At 40.5% G+C, this 15,014-nt stretch carries 11 protein-coding genes; 7 read left to right on the top strand and 4 right to left on the bottom strand.

Translation table 11 applies throughout. The features are described from left to right. Nucleotides 1-302 precede the first annotated feature (302 nt). Both E5N72_RS13660 and E5N72_RS13655 read left to right on the top strand, forming a co-directional pair. The gene (locus E5N72_RS13660) at nt 303-3,476 is read left to right on the top strand and encodes a PilC/PilY family type IV pilus protein (RefSeq protein ID WP_135925575.1); all 3,174 of its coding nucleotides are present in this window, start codon (nt 303-305) and stop codon (nt 3,474-3,476) included. Nucleotides 3,477-3,642: 166 nt separating this feature from the next. Continuing rightward, on the top strand, nt 3,643-4,092 hold the full coding sequence (locus tag E5N72_RS13655; RefSeq protein ID WP_135925573.1) for a type IV pilin protein: 450 nt from the start codon (nt 3,643-3,645) through the stop codon (nt 4,090-4,092). A 5-nt stretch (nt 4,093-4,097) separates the two neighbouring features. Here the strand turns inward: E5N72_RS13655 and E5N72_RS13650 are convergent, their stop codons facing one another. Then, entirely contained in the window at nt 4,098-4,634 is a 537-nt protein-coding gene (locus E5N72_RS13650) for a GspH/FimT family pseudopilin (protein WP_135926297.1), read from the bottom strand. Nucleotides 4,635-4,703: 69 nt separating this feature from the next. Then, nucleotides 4,704-5,288 carry a GspH/FimT family pseudopilin gene (locus E5N72_RS13645; RefSeq protein WP_135925571.1) on the bottom strand — a complete coding sequence of 195 codons (585 nt, stop codon included), beginning with the start codon at nt 5,286-5,288 and terminating at the stop codon, nt 4,704-4,706. Nucleotides 5,289-5,426: 138 nt separating this feature from the next. On the opposite strand from E5N72_RS13645, the gene E5N72_RS13640 reads away from it, so the two are divergent. Further along, complete coding sequence (locus tag E5N72_RS13640) at nt 5,427-5,765, top strand: P-II family nitrogen regulator (protein ID WP_135925568.1); 339 nt, start codon at nt 5,427-5,429, stop codon at nt 5,763-5,765. A 328-nt stretch (nt 5,766-6,093) separates the two neighbouring features. On the opposite strand, the gene E5N72_RS13630 is transcribed toward E5N72_RS13640, so the two are convergent. After that, nucleotides 6,094-6,852 (bottom strand): outer membrane protein assembly factor BamD, encoded by a 759-nt coding sequence (locus E5N72_RS13630; RefSeq protein ID WP_135925563.1) that lies wholly within the window; start codon nt 6,850-6,852, stop codon nt 6,094-6,096. 138 nt (nt 6,853-6,990) lie between these two features. Here E5N72_RS13630 and rluD point away from each other — a divergent pair, with 138 nt between their 5' ends. The 3 genes from rluD (at nt 6,991) to clpB (ending at nt 11,370) form a co-directional block, all read left to right on the top strand. Beyond that, nucleotides 6,991-7,968, top strand: a complete 978-nt coding sequence (gene rluD / locus E5N72_RS13625) for a 23S rRNA pseudouridine(1911/1915/1917) synthase RluD (protein WP_135925561.1) — start codon at nt 6,991-6,993, stop codon at nt 7,966-7,968. 5 nt (nt 7,969-7,973) lie between these two features. Then, nucleotides 7,974-8,696 (top strand): peptidoglycan editing factor PgeF, encoded by a 723-nt coding sequence (gene pgeF / locus E5N72_RS13620; protein ID WP_135925559.1) that lies wholly within the window; start codon nt 7,974-7,976, stop codon nt 8,694-8,696. 97 nt (nt 8,697-8,793) lie between these two features. Beyond that, on the top strand, nt 8,794-11,370 hold the full coding sequence (clpB, locus tag E5N72_RS13615) for an ATP-dependent chaperone ClpB (RefSeq protein WP_135925557.1): 2,577 nt from the start codon (nt 8,794-8,796) through the stop codon (nt 11,368-11,370). A 59-nt stretch (nt 11,371-11,429) separates the two neighbouring features. On the opposite strand, the gene E5N72_RS13610 is transcribed toward clpB, so the two are convergent. Next, nucleotides 11,430-12,977: a PAS domain-containing methyl-accepting chemotaxis protein gene (locus tag E5N72_RS13610; RefSeq protein WP_135925554.1), complete on the bottom strand. Its 1,548-nt coding sequence runs from the start codon at nt 12,975-12,977 to the stop codon at nt 11,430-11,432. 393 nt (nt 12,978-13,370) lie between these two features. On the opposite strand from E5N72_RS13610, the gene gshA reads away from it, so the two are divergent. Then, nucleotides 13,371-14,945, top strand: coding sequence for a glutamate--cysteine ligase (gshA, locus tag E5N72_RS13605; RefSeq protein ID WP_135925552.1), 1,575 nt, complete (start codon nt 13,371-13,373; stop codon nt 14,943-14,945). The last annotated feature ends 69 nt before the right edge of the window (nt 14,946-15,014 follow it).

Below are 15,014 nucleotides of genomic sequence, written 5' to 3'. Positions count from 1 at the left end.
TAGTTAAAGCAATACACTGCAAAATATGTATTGAATTCAGTGAATAGCCAAAGCTCTAGTTATTTTTAGTGAAATTCTAAGAAAAAATGGTGCAAATAATTAATTTATTTGTAGCACTTATGTTTTAATTCAAAATAATTAGTTATAATTTAACTTGTATCAATTTTAAATTTATTTGCATTACGTCAGCTACAAGTATTTAGTCATCGTGTTGTTAGAAGGTAACTTACTCTTGGGCTTTCGAGATAACTTTTTTCAATTAGGTTATTGGTTTTGAACGTTGGTGTTTAGTGGGGGTTGTAATGAATATAGGAAAATTAATCAGCAAAATCTTGCTTGGTAGTGCTGTTATTTTCAGCTCAATGGCCCATGCTGAAGACATTGAACTGTACGTTAATCATAATGTAAAGCTCGATGAGAAACCCCGTGTTCTGATAGTTTTCGATACCTCAGGTAGTATGGCATTCTCAACAAGCTCAGGTTTTAACTGTGGTTTTTCGTATGGGCGATATATTCTTTGCCCTGATAGCCGGTTAGGTATCGCTCAAGATGCTATAACTAATTTAATTGATGGAAATGACGATATAGATTTTGGCTTAATGCGTTTTAATGGACTTGATGGGGGATATGTTCTTGCGGGTATCGGTTCTTCTAACTCTTTTCTAAAGCAAACGATTGCTACATTACCTGCTAATGGGGGGACGCCCTTAACCGAAACACTCTGGGAAGCTTATTTGTATATCACTGGGAAAAGCCTTTACTACGGTGCAAAGGTGGCTGAGGCGCTACGTGATAATTCAATTGAGAACAAAACAGTTTCAGGTCCATGGTGGAATCGTTACTATACCTATTCATACATCTCTCCCTTTGATAATACAGAAGAAGTTAAACGCTGTGACCATTCTGTAAATGTTATCTACATGACTGATGGCGATCCTAGCTCAGGTTCGGATAATGAACAAGATGGCACTATCAGTAATCTGTATCAATCATATTTTGGCCGCTATTTAGGCGACTCAGATCGTATCGCGGGTGTATACCTCCACAAGCTTGCGCAAATAATTCATGGCTCGGAAAATGTTAAAGTTGACTTATTTCCTTCGACTAGTGAGATCCATGAGACAGGCCGCGTTTATACTATCGGATTTGGTAGTGGTATGAGCGAAAACGGTAAGCGTTTACTGTCTGAGACAGCAAAGTTAGGGGGGGGGAAATACCTTCACGCAAATACTGCTGATCAGCTTTCTGATGCACTTAAAAATACGATAACTCAAATTAGGGAAGTGAACGATAGTTTTACCTCTCCTTCTGTTGCGAGTAACAATGTTGACCAAACACGTAGCAGAGAGTCGATTTATTATGCGATGTTTTATCCTAAAACAGGGGCTCGTTGGCGCGGAAATTTGAAAAAATTAAAAGTGTCTGGCGACAAAATCACTGATAAAGATGGAAAACCTGCTTTAAATGAAGATGGCCTAATTGATAAAAATGCGAAAACATTTTGGTTACCAAGTGGCGAAGGAGCAGATGGTAGCTCAGTAGAGCTCGGTGGGGTGAACGCATATTTGGCACTTCAAGATAGCGTTCCTTATGCACAGGGAAGGCGGGTTATATTATCAAATCTAAAAGGGAATGTACTACGTCATTTTTCTGGTTGGAATGCAATAGATTACTACGGTAGTGTTGAAAAGGCAGCTGAAGCATTCGGTGTTAGTGGGGCAACCAGACAAGAGTTGTATGATCTTGCTTTCTGGTCGCGTGGTGTAGATGTAGATGATGAAGATAAAGATGGATCTACCAGTGATTCGCGTAATGACATATTCGGTGATCCATTGCATTCAAAACCTGTAACGATTGATTACGGTAATGATGATATCCGAATTTTAATTGGCACTAATGCTGGGTACTTGCATATGTTCCAAGATAAAAATGATGTATTAAGCGAAAGTTGGGCATTTATACCTAGAAGTCTATATAAAATTATTAAGCCGCTACGTGATAATCAAGCAGACACAAAAGTCTATGGTGTAGACGGACCTATCTCTGTTTTCTTTGATGATAAAAATGGAGACGGTGTTGTTAATGATAGTGATCGTGTTTGGGCATTCTTTGGTTTAAGACGAGGCGGTAATTATTATTATGGCCTTGATATTACAAATCCTAATTCTCCTAAATTATTGTGGGATGAGCCTATCAAAGGGGGAACTGGTGACTTTTTAGAGCTTGGTCAAACCTGGTCAAAGCCAATCGTAACCTACATTAATTTAGCAGGTTATGAGGACCGCCCTGTATTAGTTTTTGGGGGCGGATATGACACAAATAAAGATAATGTTTCGCGCTCCAATGATAGTAAAGGGCGGGGTATATTTATTGTTGATGCGCAAACAGGTAAGAAAATTTGGGCTCTGACTCCAACTGAAAATGGCTTTTTAGGAAAGCACAGCATTGCTTCTGATATTAGCATTCTTGATTCAGATTATGATGGCTATGTAGATAGATTGTATGCAGCGGATACAGGTGGAGATATATGGCGTGTTGATATGCCCTCAAATAACCCTAATGATTCACAAAAACCATGGACGCATTTTAAATTAGCGAGCCTAGGTGGTGCTTTGTCTACTCAAGATCGTCGTTTTTTCTATAAACCAATGATTGCTCGTACAATGTTCAGCAAAGTATCAGAAACCACTTTTGAAGGGAAAACGATTAAAACGCGAATTGATACGCCATTTGACGCAGTATTAATTGGTAGCGGAAACCGCGCTAAGCCTCTTTCTTCGACAGCCAACGATCAACTTTTTATGATCCGTGATATTAATACCGTGACAAAATCATTTAAAGGTGCTGATGTACCTGACGTGATCACTCAAGCAGACTTAATGAATGTAGATTCGGATCCTTTTGGCAAAGCTATTGACGATGTCGAAAAATTCACAGAACTAGAAGTAACGCTCGGGGAGTTTAAAGGTTGGTACTATAACTTGCCGGCTTCGGGAGAAAAGTCACTAGCTGCAAGTACGGTTATTGGTGGTGTAGCTTATTTTACTAGCTTTTCTCCTGCGACAGCCACTGCAAATCAATGTTCACTGACTGGTGGGTCTGGCGGTCTTTATGCTTTTCATTTACATTATGGCACCAAAGTCTATGACAGTTTAAAATTCACAACTTCGAACGATGTTCCAGACACGCCTCAACTTTATTTTGGCGTTGGTGATAGTTGTGTCGATGGAAATAGCGATGGTTTTTGTGATGACAATACTAGCGAAAAAGTGAGAGAACAAAGCCAGTTTTTATCGATTGGACCTGGAGTTAAGGGCGCTCAAAACCCATTCAAAGTACAAGAAATCTTAGGCCCTGGGTTAACAATTGAAAACGGTAAAATAAAACTTGTTAGTGATAAAGTGCCAATTGGTTTTGGTTTTAAAACCCAACAGATGTATATTTATAAACAAGAAAAACGTGATCTAACTTACTAGTAAAAATTAATTAATTTGATTATTCGCTGCAGTGCTAAAGTTTGATTATGGTTTTATTGCTACATTTTTTTACCTTTTAGAAAGGTATAAAAATAAAGTTAATTGCAATCATAAAAAACTGAACCTATTATAATCAAATGTATAGCGAGTCTTTGAGAAATATTTGATGGGTATAAAATATATAAGATCAAGAAAGAAAAATAAGCAGTTAGGTTTTACCTTAATTGAACTAATGATTACGGTTGCTATTTTAGGAATTATAGCAAGTATTGCGCTACCTAATTATTTCGAATATGTTAAGCGTGCAGCAAGAAGTGAAGCTGTTACTGCTTTATTAGATATAGCAAATAAGCAGGAGCAATACTTTGCGGATAATCGTCAATACGCTACCACATTTGATCAACTTGGCTTAAACGATACCACGGAAAATGGTTATTACCGGTTAAGGCTGGAAGTTAATAACACTGTCGGCCGCGCAGTTTTCTATGCATCAGCTATTGCAATTGCAGGCCCCCCTGCCAAAGATACTGAATGTACAAGATTAATAATAGACGACCGTGGTATTCAGCGTCATGGAGGCTCTGCAGCGTCTACTGATGTTTGCTGGGGTCGCTAATTAGCTTATTGCTGACATTTATCAGTATCTATTACTTTCACCCTGCCAACATTATTTACCGATATAGCAAGCCCACTTAGGCTTGCTTCTTTGTATTCAGGACAATAAACAAAAGTCCCATTATTGAGTCCCATCAGTCTTCCATTAGGTAAAAAGGTTAGTGCATTGCGTTTGTTATAAGTGAGCATATCAAGCTTATTGATTGCCTCAAACTGTACTATTTTAGTGTCATTACTATCAAACACGCCAATCTGTCCATGATCGATAAAGACAGTGAGTTTTTTATGCCAGAATTGATAGTTACACTGGTTATTGTGTAATGCACAAAACGTGACATACGCATTGTTTGCTTGTGCATTTAAGCGGCTAATAGCGACTGCGCGTTTAATAAGATGTATTTGATTATCTAGACGGTTTTGCGCTAAGAAAGGTTTTAAATCGAACAATGCAAGGTTTAAAAGTATCGAAATGATCGATACCACTATTAAAACCTCAATGAGTGTTGCGCCAAGTACTCGACGATAAAAGAGATGTGTCTTCATCCTTGAAGACTCCCTATTGATATATTTTATTTAAATATAGATGTACCTAAAATCATGTCAAGTGTTTATTTAATTACATTTGAGGTTTGTATCACCAAGATAAAACGCACTACCTGATTTGTTTATTAGAAGGGCTTTATTATTGTCATTATTATTAGGATTTGGACAGTATACAAAAGTTCCCACTTGAGTAAGTATACTACCACTGGTATCGAAAATAATTTGTTCGCCACCATTATAAGTGATCACATCCTTATTGCTAGGCGGAGGAAGCATCCTGTAGACCTCGTCACCATAATAAGGTTCGTACCATTGAATTACATTACGTGGAAATCTTTCTTTATCGTTACTAAACATAAAGATAACTTGTTCTTGTGCGTTATTTTTTGACAGAGGGTGGCAGATACTCACTTGGTCCCTTTTTATGCGGCTTTCCCAGCCCTTACATACAGTTACTTGGGTATCTGTACTAACAGCTTTAGCCCGGGCAAAACTAATTATCCGCTGCAAGTCGAGTAAGTAATTTTCTGCTCTATTTCTTTCTAATGTATCTGAGCTGTCCCATAACGCAATTGTGGCAACAATGCCGACAATCGCAACTGCTATCATTAATTCTAAAAGCGTGAAGCCTTTATGTTTCCTGTTGTTTTTCATTGCTTGTACCTCACTTACAAGTAGTTTAATAATAATATCACGCTTTGTTTATAGTGCACCTATTTGTTCAGTTTGTTTGCTATGCTGACATGGATTGTCTAAAATCGAGGCAAATATGTTTTAAACTAACTGGTTACTATGAAAAAAATAGAAGCAATTATAAAACCCTTTAAGCTTGATGATGTTCGTGAAGCGTTGTCAGATGTGGGTATCACAGGAATGACGGTTAGCGAAGTTAAGGGCTTTGGCCGTCAAAAGGGGCACACTGAGCTTTACCGCGGTGCTGAGTACATGGTTGATTTTTTACCGAAAGTTAAACTTGATATTGTACTTAGCGATGAAGATGTTGATAGAGCGATTGAAGTGATCGTTAAAACATCGCAAACAGGTAAAATTGGCGATGGTAAAATCTTTGTCACTGATGTGGAACGTGTAGTACGTATTCGTACCGCCGAAGAAGATGAAGATGCGATTTAATCAGTATACCCAAGCCACCTCAAGATGCAGAATTCAGCGATTCACAGGTGCTTAATATCAAGGCGTTACTTTGCAAGAATGGTAGTCCCTTTTAAGAAGTAACAACGATGAGAGTAAGTGCCTGTGAGCGCCCAAAGGGTTGGTTTAAAAGCGATTTATACTGCGTTATTGATTTTAACAATAGAACCACTATTACTTGCAATCAATGCCTTGCCTAAATCGCTTTTAATTCCAACTGAAACTCGCACCTTGAGGTGGTTTGGGTATATTCGATCGCAAACATTAAAAAAGGCGCCTATGGCGCCTTTTTTAATGTAAATGTGATGAATTAACGTTTATTCGCTTCACGCGTTGCTTTAGCGTGCGCGCTTAGCTCAGGTAAGCCGAGTTTGTCGTAACTTTTTTCCATGATTTCTAAAGCTTGATCTAAGTAGCTGCTTTGTGAGTAATGCTCAACTACATATTTGCCACGGTTAGCGGCAGCAAGATATGCTTCGCGTTCATAGTAATATTCAGCCACTTTTAACTCGTAGCGCGCCATTTTGTTGAGAAGCCACACTAAGCGTTTTTTTGCTTCTGGCGCATAAGCGCTATTGGGATAGCGTTTTAATAATGTTGATAAGTCAGTGAAAGCAACACGGGTACGATTTGCATCTCTATCCGCACGGTCTACGCCAAAATACTCTTGGAAAGCATTTTGGTCTGCTTTAATGTTCACTAAGCCACGCATGTAGTACATGTAATCTAAATCTTTGTGGTTTGGGTTCAAGCGAATAAAGCGGTCAATAGTTGCAAGTGCTTGTTCAGTATTACCTGCTTGATAGTGAGCATACACTAGGTCCATTTGTACTTGCTTTGATAGCGGACCAAAAGGATAGCGAGAGTCAATAGCACTCAACAACTCAATTGCTCGAGCGTATAAGCCTGAATCTAATGTTTGTTTCGCATCTTCATATAAAGCTTGCGCAGATTTATTAGGAACGCGTTGGATATCTTCTTGATCTGGTGCTGACGAGCAAGCCCCTAAACCAAGTACTGTAACTGAAAAAACAATGGCGAACGCACGTTTCCCTATTTTATTTATCATTTTATTTATTACCTTCGATGTCTTCGGCTAGGCCAACAGAGGAAAACCGAGTAAACTATACGTATTATACAATGCTTAATAAAGCGATTCTAACCCAGTCGAGCACAGCTTGCACTGGTAAATTGGGTAAAGTTACTAATGTCAGAGCAAATTTCTCTCCAAGCCGAGGTTCCAATAGACCTTGGCGGTAAACGTCTAGACCAAGTATTGGCGCAATTGTTCCCTGATTATTCGCGTTCACGGATAAAAACATGGATTTTGGATGACAAAATCACGGTAAACGGCGAAATATTGAACACGCCTCGCGAAAAATTACTCGGTGGCGAAATGGTCAGTGTAGAAACAACCATTGAGGCTCCTCGAGAATATAAGGCACAAAATATCAAATTAAACATCGTTTATGAAGACGATGATATATTAGTTATCAATAAACCGATGGGGCTAGTTGTTCACCCTGGTGCAGGTAACCCTGATGGTACTGTTTTAAATGCTTTACTTCATCATTACCCAGACATTATCAATGTGCCACGTGCCGGTATTGTTCATCGTCTAGATAAAGACACCACAGGTTTAATGGTGGTTGCTAAAACTATTCCCGCGCAAACACATTTAGTGACGGCATTGCAAAAGCGCGAAAACTTCACCCGTGAATACGAAGCAATTTGTAATGGCACTATGACTGCAGGTGGTATGGTTGAAAAACCAATTGGCCGTCATGCAACAAAGCGTACTCATATGGCTGTTCATGAAATGGGCAAACCAGCGATAACGCACTACCGTGTTGCAGAAAAATTCCGTGCTCACACGCGCTTACGTTTACGCTTAGAAACAGGTCGAACTCACCAAATTCGTGTGCACATGGCTTATTTGAATCACCCATTAGTTGGCGATCAACTTTATGGTGGTCGCCCGCGTCCGCCTAAGGGCGCAACACCTGAACTGTTCCAAATGTTACGCGACTTTAAACGCCAAGCATTACATGCAGTTAAGCTTTCTATCGCGCATCCAATAACGGGTGAGTTAATGACATGGCAAGCGCCAATTCCAGATGATATGGCAGCGATGACAGAAGCTCTTCGTGCTGATACTAAAGCAAACCCAAATATCGAGTTTTAAGCATTATGATCACACCAGCATGGACAGCCCCAAAAACTGTTAGCGCACTGAGTACCACCCGACAGGGCGGTGTATCCGTTGCACCCTTTGATAGTTTTAATATGGGTTTACATGTTGGTGATGATGAGCAAGCCGTACTTGCAAATCGCGCGTTACTTACAAATCAGCTGCCAAACCCTGCTGTGTGGTTGAACCAAACACATAGCAGCGAAGTGGAGGTGATTGATGAAAGGTCTGAGCTAAGTGAGTTGCGCTCTGCTGACGCACTTTATACTCGTTTAGTAAAACAACCGCTTGCGATAATGACCGCAGATTGCTTACCCGTACTATTTTGCTCGGCTTCGGGTAATGAAGTTGCTGCAGCACACGGCGGATGGCGAGGCTTAGCTCAGGGCATTTTAGCTAACACAGTGGCACATTTTAAAGCAAAACCAAGCGAGATAATTGTTTGGCTTGGCCCTGCTATTGGCCCATCACAATTTGAAGTGGGCCCAGAAGTAAAAGAATGCTTTTGTGAATTGAATCCTGAGCATCAAAGCGCATTTAAAGTTAAGGGCAATAAGTATTTAGCGGATATTTACCTGCTCGCACGTCAACAATTAACACAATTAGGTGTAATAGACGTTTACGGTGGTGAGCATTGTACCGTCACTGATAAATCACAGTTTTTCTCTTATCGCCGCGACGGGCAAACTGGCCGCATGGCTAGCTTGATCTGGCGCAATTAATACGCCTTTTTTGCGATTAAATTTTCTTCTTTACTTGAACAAATCACTAAGCATACCCATTAATTAAGCAATTAGATTTTTTAATAGGTAAACCCTTATGCGTTTAGATAGATTTACAAGTAAATTTCAATCTGCGCTTTCAGATGCGCAGTCATTAGCACTTGGGCGCGATCATCAATTTATTGAGCCTGTGCATTTAATGTATTCATTGCTTCAGCAAAATGGTTCAAGTGTGCGTGCACTACTTGCGCAAGCAGGTGTGAGTGCTGATGAGTTAAACACCAAGTTATCCCAAGAAATTGAGAAGCTGTTTAAAGTTGAAGGTATTGGTGGTGATGTTCAGCTGTCAAATAACCTGATTTCGTTAATCAACTTGTGTGATAAATATGCCCAAAAGCGCAAAGATAAATTCATTTCGAGTGAGTTATTTGTCCTTGCTGCGTGTGACGATAAAGGTCCACTTGGGGATATTTTCAAAGCACTGAATATTACTTCTAGCAAAATTGAAGCCGCAATCGAAGCTATTCGTGGTGGCCAAAAAGTTGATGATCCCAATGCTGAAGAAACCCGTCAGGCATTAAAAAAGTTCACCATCGATTTAACTGAGCGAGCAGAGCAAGGCAAGCTTGACCCTGTTATTGGCCGTGATGACGAAATTCGTCGCACTATTCAAGTATTACAACGCCGTACTAAAAATAATCCGGTGTTAATTGGTGAGCCGGGTGTAGGTAAAACGGCGATTGCTGAAGGTCTTGCGCAGCGAATTATCAATGGTGAAGTACCTGAGGGCTTAAAAAACAAGCGAGTATTATCGCTCGATTTAGGTGCGTTGGTTGCCGGTGCTAAATACCGTGGTGAATTTGAAGAGCGTTTAAAATCAGTATTGAACGAACTTGCCAAAGAAGAAGGCCAAGTCATCCTCTTTATCGATGAAATCCATACTATGGTAGGCGCTGGTAAAACAGATGGCGCTATGGATGCGGGTAACATGTTAAAGCCTGCACTTGCCCGTGGTGAGTTACATTGCGTGGGTGCCACAACACTTGATGAGTATCGTCAATACATCGAAAAAGATGCTGCACTTGAACGCCGCTTCCAAAAAGTATTTGTTGATGAACCGTCGGTTGAAGACACCATCGCAATTTTACGTGGTTTAAAAGAGCGATATGAGCTGCACCATTCAGTTGATATTACCGATCCCGCTATCGTTGCTGCGGCGCAGCTATCACATCGTTACATCAGCGATCGCCAATTACCAGATAAGGCGATTGATTTAATTGATGAAGCGGGTTCTTCAATTCGTTTGCAAATTGACTCAAAACCAGAGTCTTTAGACAAGCTTGAGCGTCGTATTATTCAGTTAAAACTGGAAGATAACGCGCTGGCGAAAGAAAAAGATGAAGCGAGCCAAAAACGCCGCACCGAAATGCAAGAGTTGATCACTGAACTTGAAGCTCAATACCGTGAATTAGACGAAGTGTGGAATGCTGAGAAGGCCTCATTGCAAGGCACGCAAGTAATCAAAGCTGAGCTTGAACAGGCGCGTCTAGATTTAGAAGTGGCACGTCGTGCCAGCGACTTACAACGCATGTCTGAGCTGCAATATGGTCGTATCCCTGAGCTTGAGCGCAAACTAGACCTTGCTTCACAAGCCGAAATGCAAGAAATGAGTTTGCTTAAAAATCAGGTCGGTGAGGATGAAATTGCGGAAATTTTATCGCGTTGGACAGGCATTCCAGTATCGAAAATGCTGCAAGGTGAGCGCGAAAAGCTACTGCAAATGGAAGATCAATTACACCACAAAGTGATTGGTCAAGATGAGGCTGTTGTGGCTGTTGCTAATGCAATACGTCGCTCTCGCGCAGGACTTGCTGATCCAAATCGCCCAATCGGTTCATTCTTATTCTTAGGTCCAACAGGGGTGGGTAAAACAGAGCTGACTAAAGCTCTTGCTAGCTTTATGTTTGACACCGAAGATGCCATGGTGCGCATTGATATGTCGGAGTTTATGGAAAAGCACTCGGTTGCACGTTTAGTGGGTGCGCCTCCTGGTTATGTCGGCTACGAAGAGGGTGGCTATTTAACTGAAGCTGTACGCCGTCGTCCGTATTCAGTTATTTTATTGGATGAGGTCGAAAAAGCGCACCCAGATGTATTTAACATTTTGCTGCAAGTCCTTGATGATGGTCGCTTAACGGATGGTCAGGGTCGTACCGTTGATTTTAAAAATACGGTGATCATTATGACCTCTAACTTAGGCTCAGATATTATTCAAGAGCAAGCCGGTTCAAATGATTATGCGACGTTAAAAGAAAAAGTAATGGGCGTATTGGTGAGTCAGTTCCGTCCTGAGTTTATTAACCGAATCGACGAAACTGTGGTATTCCACCCGCTTGCTAATGAGCATATTAAAGAAATCGCCGATATTCAATTAAGCAAGCTACGCGAGCGCTTAACAGAAAAAGGCTACATTCTTGAAGTAACGGATGCAGCATTAGATCGTATCGCTGAAAGTGGCTTTGATCCTGTTTATGGTGCAAGACCGCTAAAACGTGCTATTCAACACACCATTGAAAACCCATTAGCACAGCGCTTGTTAGGGGGCGATTATCAACCTGGTGCCATTATTGATATTGACGCCGATGAAAATGGCCTTGTTTTCTCAAGTCGTTAATATGCTTTAAAAGCAAAAAGCCGCATTAATACAATGCGGCTTTTTTGTATTAACTAAGTTTAAACCTTAAACGTTAACAGCATATCATTTACTTTGCGTGAACCTTCAACCAGCCCTGCAGCGTCTTTAGCGACGTTGTAGCTAAGTTTTAAGTTTTCCTCACTGTGTTCTTTGATGCTGTCGACATTTTCGCGAATATCAGCGCTCACAACTTGTTGCTCTTCAGCTGCTGTCGAAATTTCTGCAGCAAGACCTGAAATTTCATTTATTTGCGCAAAAATACTCGCTAACTCAGTTTTAGTATGGGCCGTTGTATTAACACAACTATCAGCTTGCGTTTTAGTTGACTGCATTACTTTCGACCAGCTAAACAAGGTATCTTGAATTTCTTTTATTGAGCTGTGAATTTGTGATGTAGCATTTTGAGTGCGTGATGAAAGCGCACGTACCTCATCAGCTACAACCGCAAAACCACGACCATGTTCACCGGCGCGAGCTGCTTCAATTGCTGCGTTGAGCGCTAATAAATTTGTTTGTTCAGCAATACCTTCAATCTCACTCATTACTTGGCCAATTTTGTCTGCTTCGCTGGCAAGAGAGTTAGCGGTGCTCGCTGCTTGCTCAACTTGGTTAGCCAGATCAGACACCATAGAGCTATTTTCTTCAATGTGAAGTTTTATATCATTACAGCTTTGGTACGTTGTATTGACTTTCTCAGCAGTGTGGTGAGTGTTTGCAGATATTTCACCAATAGTTGTACTCATCTGACTCATCGCAGCGGCAATATCACTTAAACGATGACCCTGTGCAGCAATTCCTTGCTCTGTTAGCGATGATTGCTTATCTAGGTTGGTGGCAATATCTTTAAATGAGTAAGTAGAGTCTTTAACACGGCCAAGTACGGTACGTAGCTTAGCAAATAACATTTGCTGATTATAAGTCGCAATACTAAATGGGTGGGAGCCCGAATACACATAACGAGATACCGAGTCAAACTCAGCACGCTGCTGTTTTAAATGGCTAGGCGTTACAATGAGTTCGTCATAATTGAGTGCAAAAAGTGCTGCAATGAGGGCAGCTGCAGCTAAGGCAACAATCCATGACGTAGTAAGCGCTAAAGCAACAATGCCAGCAACTAATAATACCGTAGAAAATGTTTGTCTTAGCGAAATATTTTCACGAAATGACGCGACAGACTTGCCGTTATTAATTTTAGTGTAAAGCGCCATTGCACGAGTTTTTAACTGTTCAGATGGTTTTGTTCGCACTGACTGATAGCCAACGAGCTGACCGTGTTCGTATATAGGTGTAACAAACGCATCAACCCAATAGTAGCGACCATCTTTACAGAGGTTTTTTACCATGCCACGCCATGAATGGCCTTGCTTTAGTTTTTCCCACATCTCTTTAAATGCCGCTTTTGGCATATCAGGGTGGCGTACTATATTGTGGTTTTTCCCGAGTAACTCCTCTTCGGTATAACCAGCAATGGTACAAAATTCCTTATTTACGTATGTGATGATGCCGCGTAAATCTGTTGTAGAGACAAGCTCTTGATGTTCGGAGTATGTCACTTCTTGATTGATTATTTCTTGCCCACGACGCATATGAGTCCTTGAAATGTACTTTTTTATGGTGTGCGGATTATAGTCTCAGAAAAATGTAAGGGAAGGGGGAACATATTGATAACTGTTAAAGTTTTAAAAATTTCACCTTTCCCTTGATCTAAAACAATATCTTGCGAGAATTATTGTGTTTAGCCTCACCTTTTCATATTAGGCAAAAGGTCTAATGTTCACAAGTTAGTGATAAAAATTATACAGATGAATAGATTTAGCATTAATTAAGTGCCACTAAAGCAATTGTATAATGCTATTCACAATGGCAAGATTGTGCTTCAAGTGGTGAGGTGGTAATTGAATGTTATTTTTCGCACTTGAGTAATTATTTTTTGCCCCCATACCCTTAGGATTACAGCCACGCGGCTCGAGGAAGCATTTTTGATAAAACATGATTTAAATAAAACGCTAGAAGCGTTAACGGCACAATTTCCTAACGCAATTAATGGGATTAAACGTGGTATCGAGCGAGAAGCATTAAGGATCAAACCAAATGGTGTTATCTCAGGGCAAGGTCATCCACAAGGCGTTGGTAGCGCTTTAACCAATGATCATGTCACCACTGACTTTTCAGAATCGTTATTAGAATTTATTACTCCAGTGAGCACCTCAGCCGAGGAAACCCTAGCTCAACTTAAAGACTTACAAAAGTTCACCTTATCTCAAATGGGTGACGAACTCCTGTGGCCGATTAGTATGCCATGCTTTATTGAGCACCAAGATGATATCGTACTAGCTCAGTTTGGTGATTCAAATATCGGCCGTATGAAAACTCTTTACCGAGAAGGGTTGAAAAATCGCTATGGTAGTATGATGCAAGCGATTGCGGGTGTTCATTTCAATATTTCCTTTCCTGAAAGCTTATGGCAAAGCCTGTATAGTTTAAACGGCAGCCAAGGCACACTTGCAGATTCAATTTCGAATGGTTACTTAGGGCTCATTCGCAACTTTAAGCGCGAGTTATGGTTAATTAGTTTCTTATTTGGCGCTTCGCCTGCGTTGTGTAATTCTTTCTTGCAGGGTCGTCAAACAGACTTACCGTTTAAGAAACTAGGTAAAGGCACACTTTATTTAGAAGTCGGTACGGCACTGCGATTAGGCAACCTTGGTTATACTAATAGCGCACAATCGTCTTTACGAGTTATGTACAATTCATTAGAAGAATATGTAGCAGGTTTAAAAGAAGCGATTCATACGCCATCAGACCTATATGGCCACCTTGATGACTACCGTAGTGAGCAGCCAAAACAACTGAACAAAAATATTCTACAAATTGAAAATGAATTTTACTCACCGATACGTCCTAAGCGTAATGCTGCCTCAGGAGAAACACCTACTGATGCCTTATTACGAGGTGGGATCGAGTATATAGAAGTACGCGCGCTAGATGTTAACCCATTCAGTGAAACCGGTATTGATTTACAGCAAATTCGCTTTTTAGACGTATTTTTGACCTATTGTTTATTGTCTGAGTCTCCAGAAATGGATTGGCAGGAACAAAAGTTAAGTACAGCTAATCTTGATGCGGTTGTAAATGAAGGCCGAGCCCCTGAGCTTACGTTGAATAAGCAAGGTGAAAAGGTTCTGCTTGTTGACTGGGCTGAATCTATATTTACTAATCTAGCTGCTGTGGCTAACTATATGGATAACGCATATGGTGTGAGCTATTACAGCGAAACAATCGCAGAGCTTGCAAGTTGGGTCAGAAACCCTAATAAAACTTTCTCTGGTCGGTATGTCAGCGCACTTGCAAAAGAAAATCAAGATAATGGTCTTTTTGCCTTAACACTTGCGCAAAAATATAAGCAAAACCATGTCGAGGCTGATTATCAATTTTATGATCATGCATTTTTGACTAAACAGGCATCTGATTCAGTGCTTAAAGAGCGAGAAGTAAAAGCAGCTGACAAGCTATCTTTTACTGCGTTTTTAGATGATTATTTTGCTAAAGCTTAGTAAGGTGAGTACATAAAAAAACGCAGCCTAGGGAGGCTGCGTCAAAGATTCTTCAGGGATGAAACAATG

Origin of the sequence: Pseudoalteromonas sp. MEBiC 03607 (assembly GCF_004792295.1) — a bacterium.
Lineage (GTDB): Bacteria > Pseudomonadota > Gammaproteobacteria > Enterobacterales > Alteromonadaceae > Pseudoalteromonas > Pseudoalteromonas lipolytica_C.
This window is presented reverse-complemented; position numbering and strand designations above follow the sequence as displayed.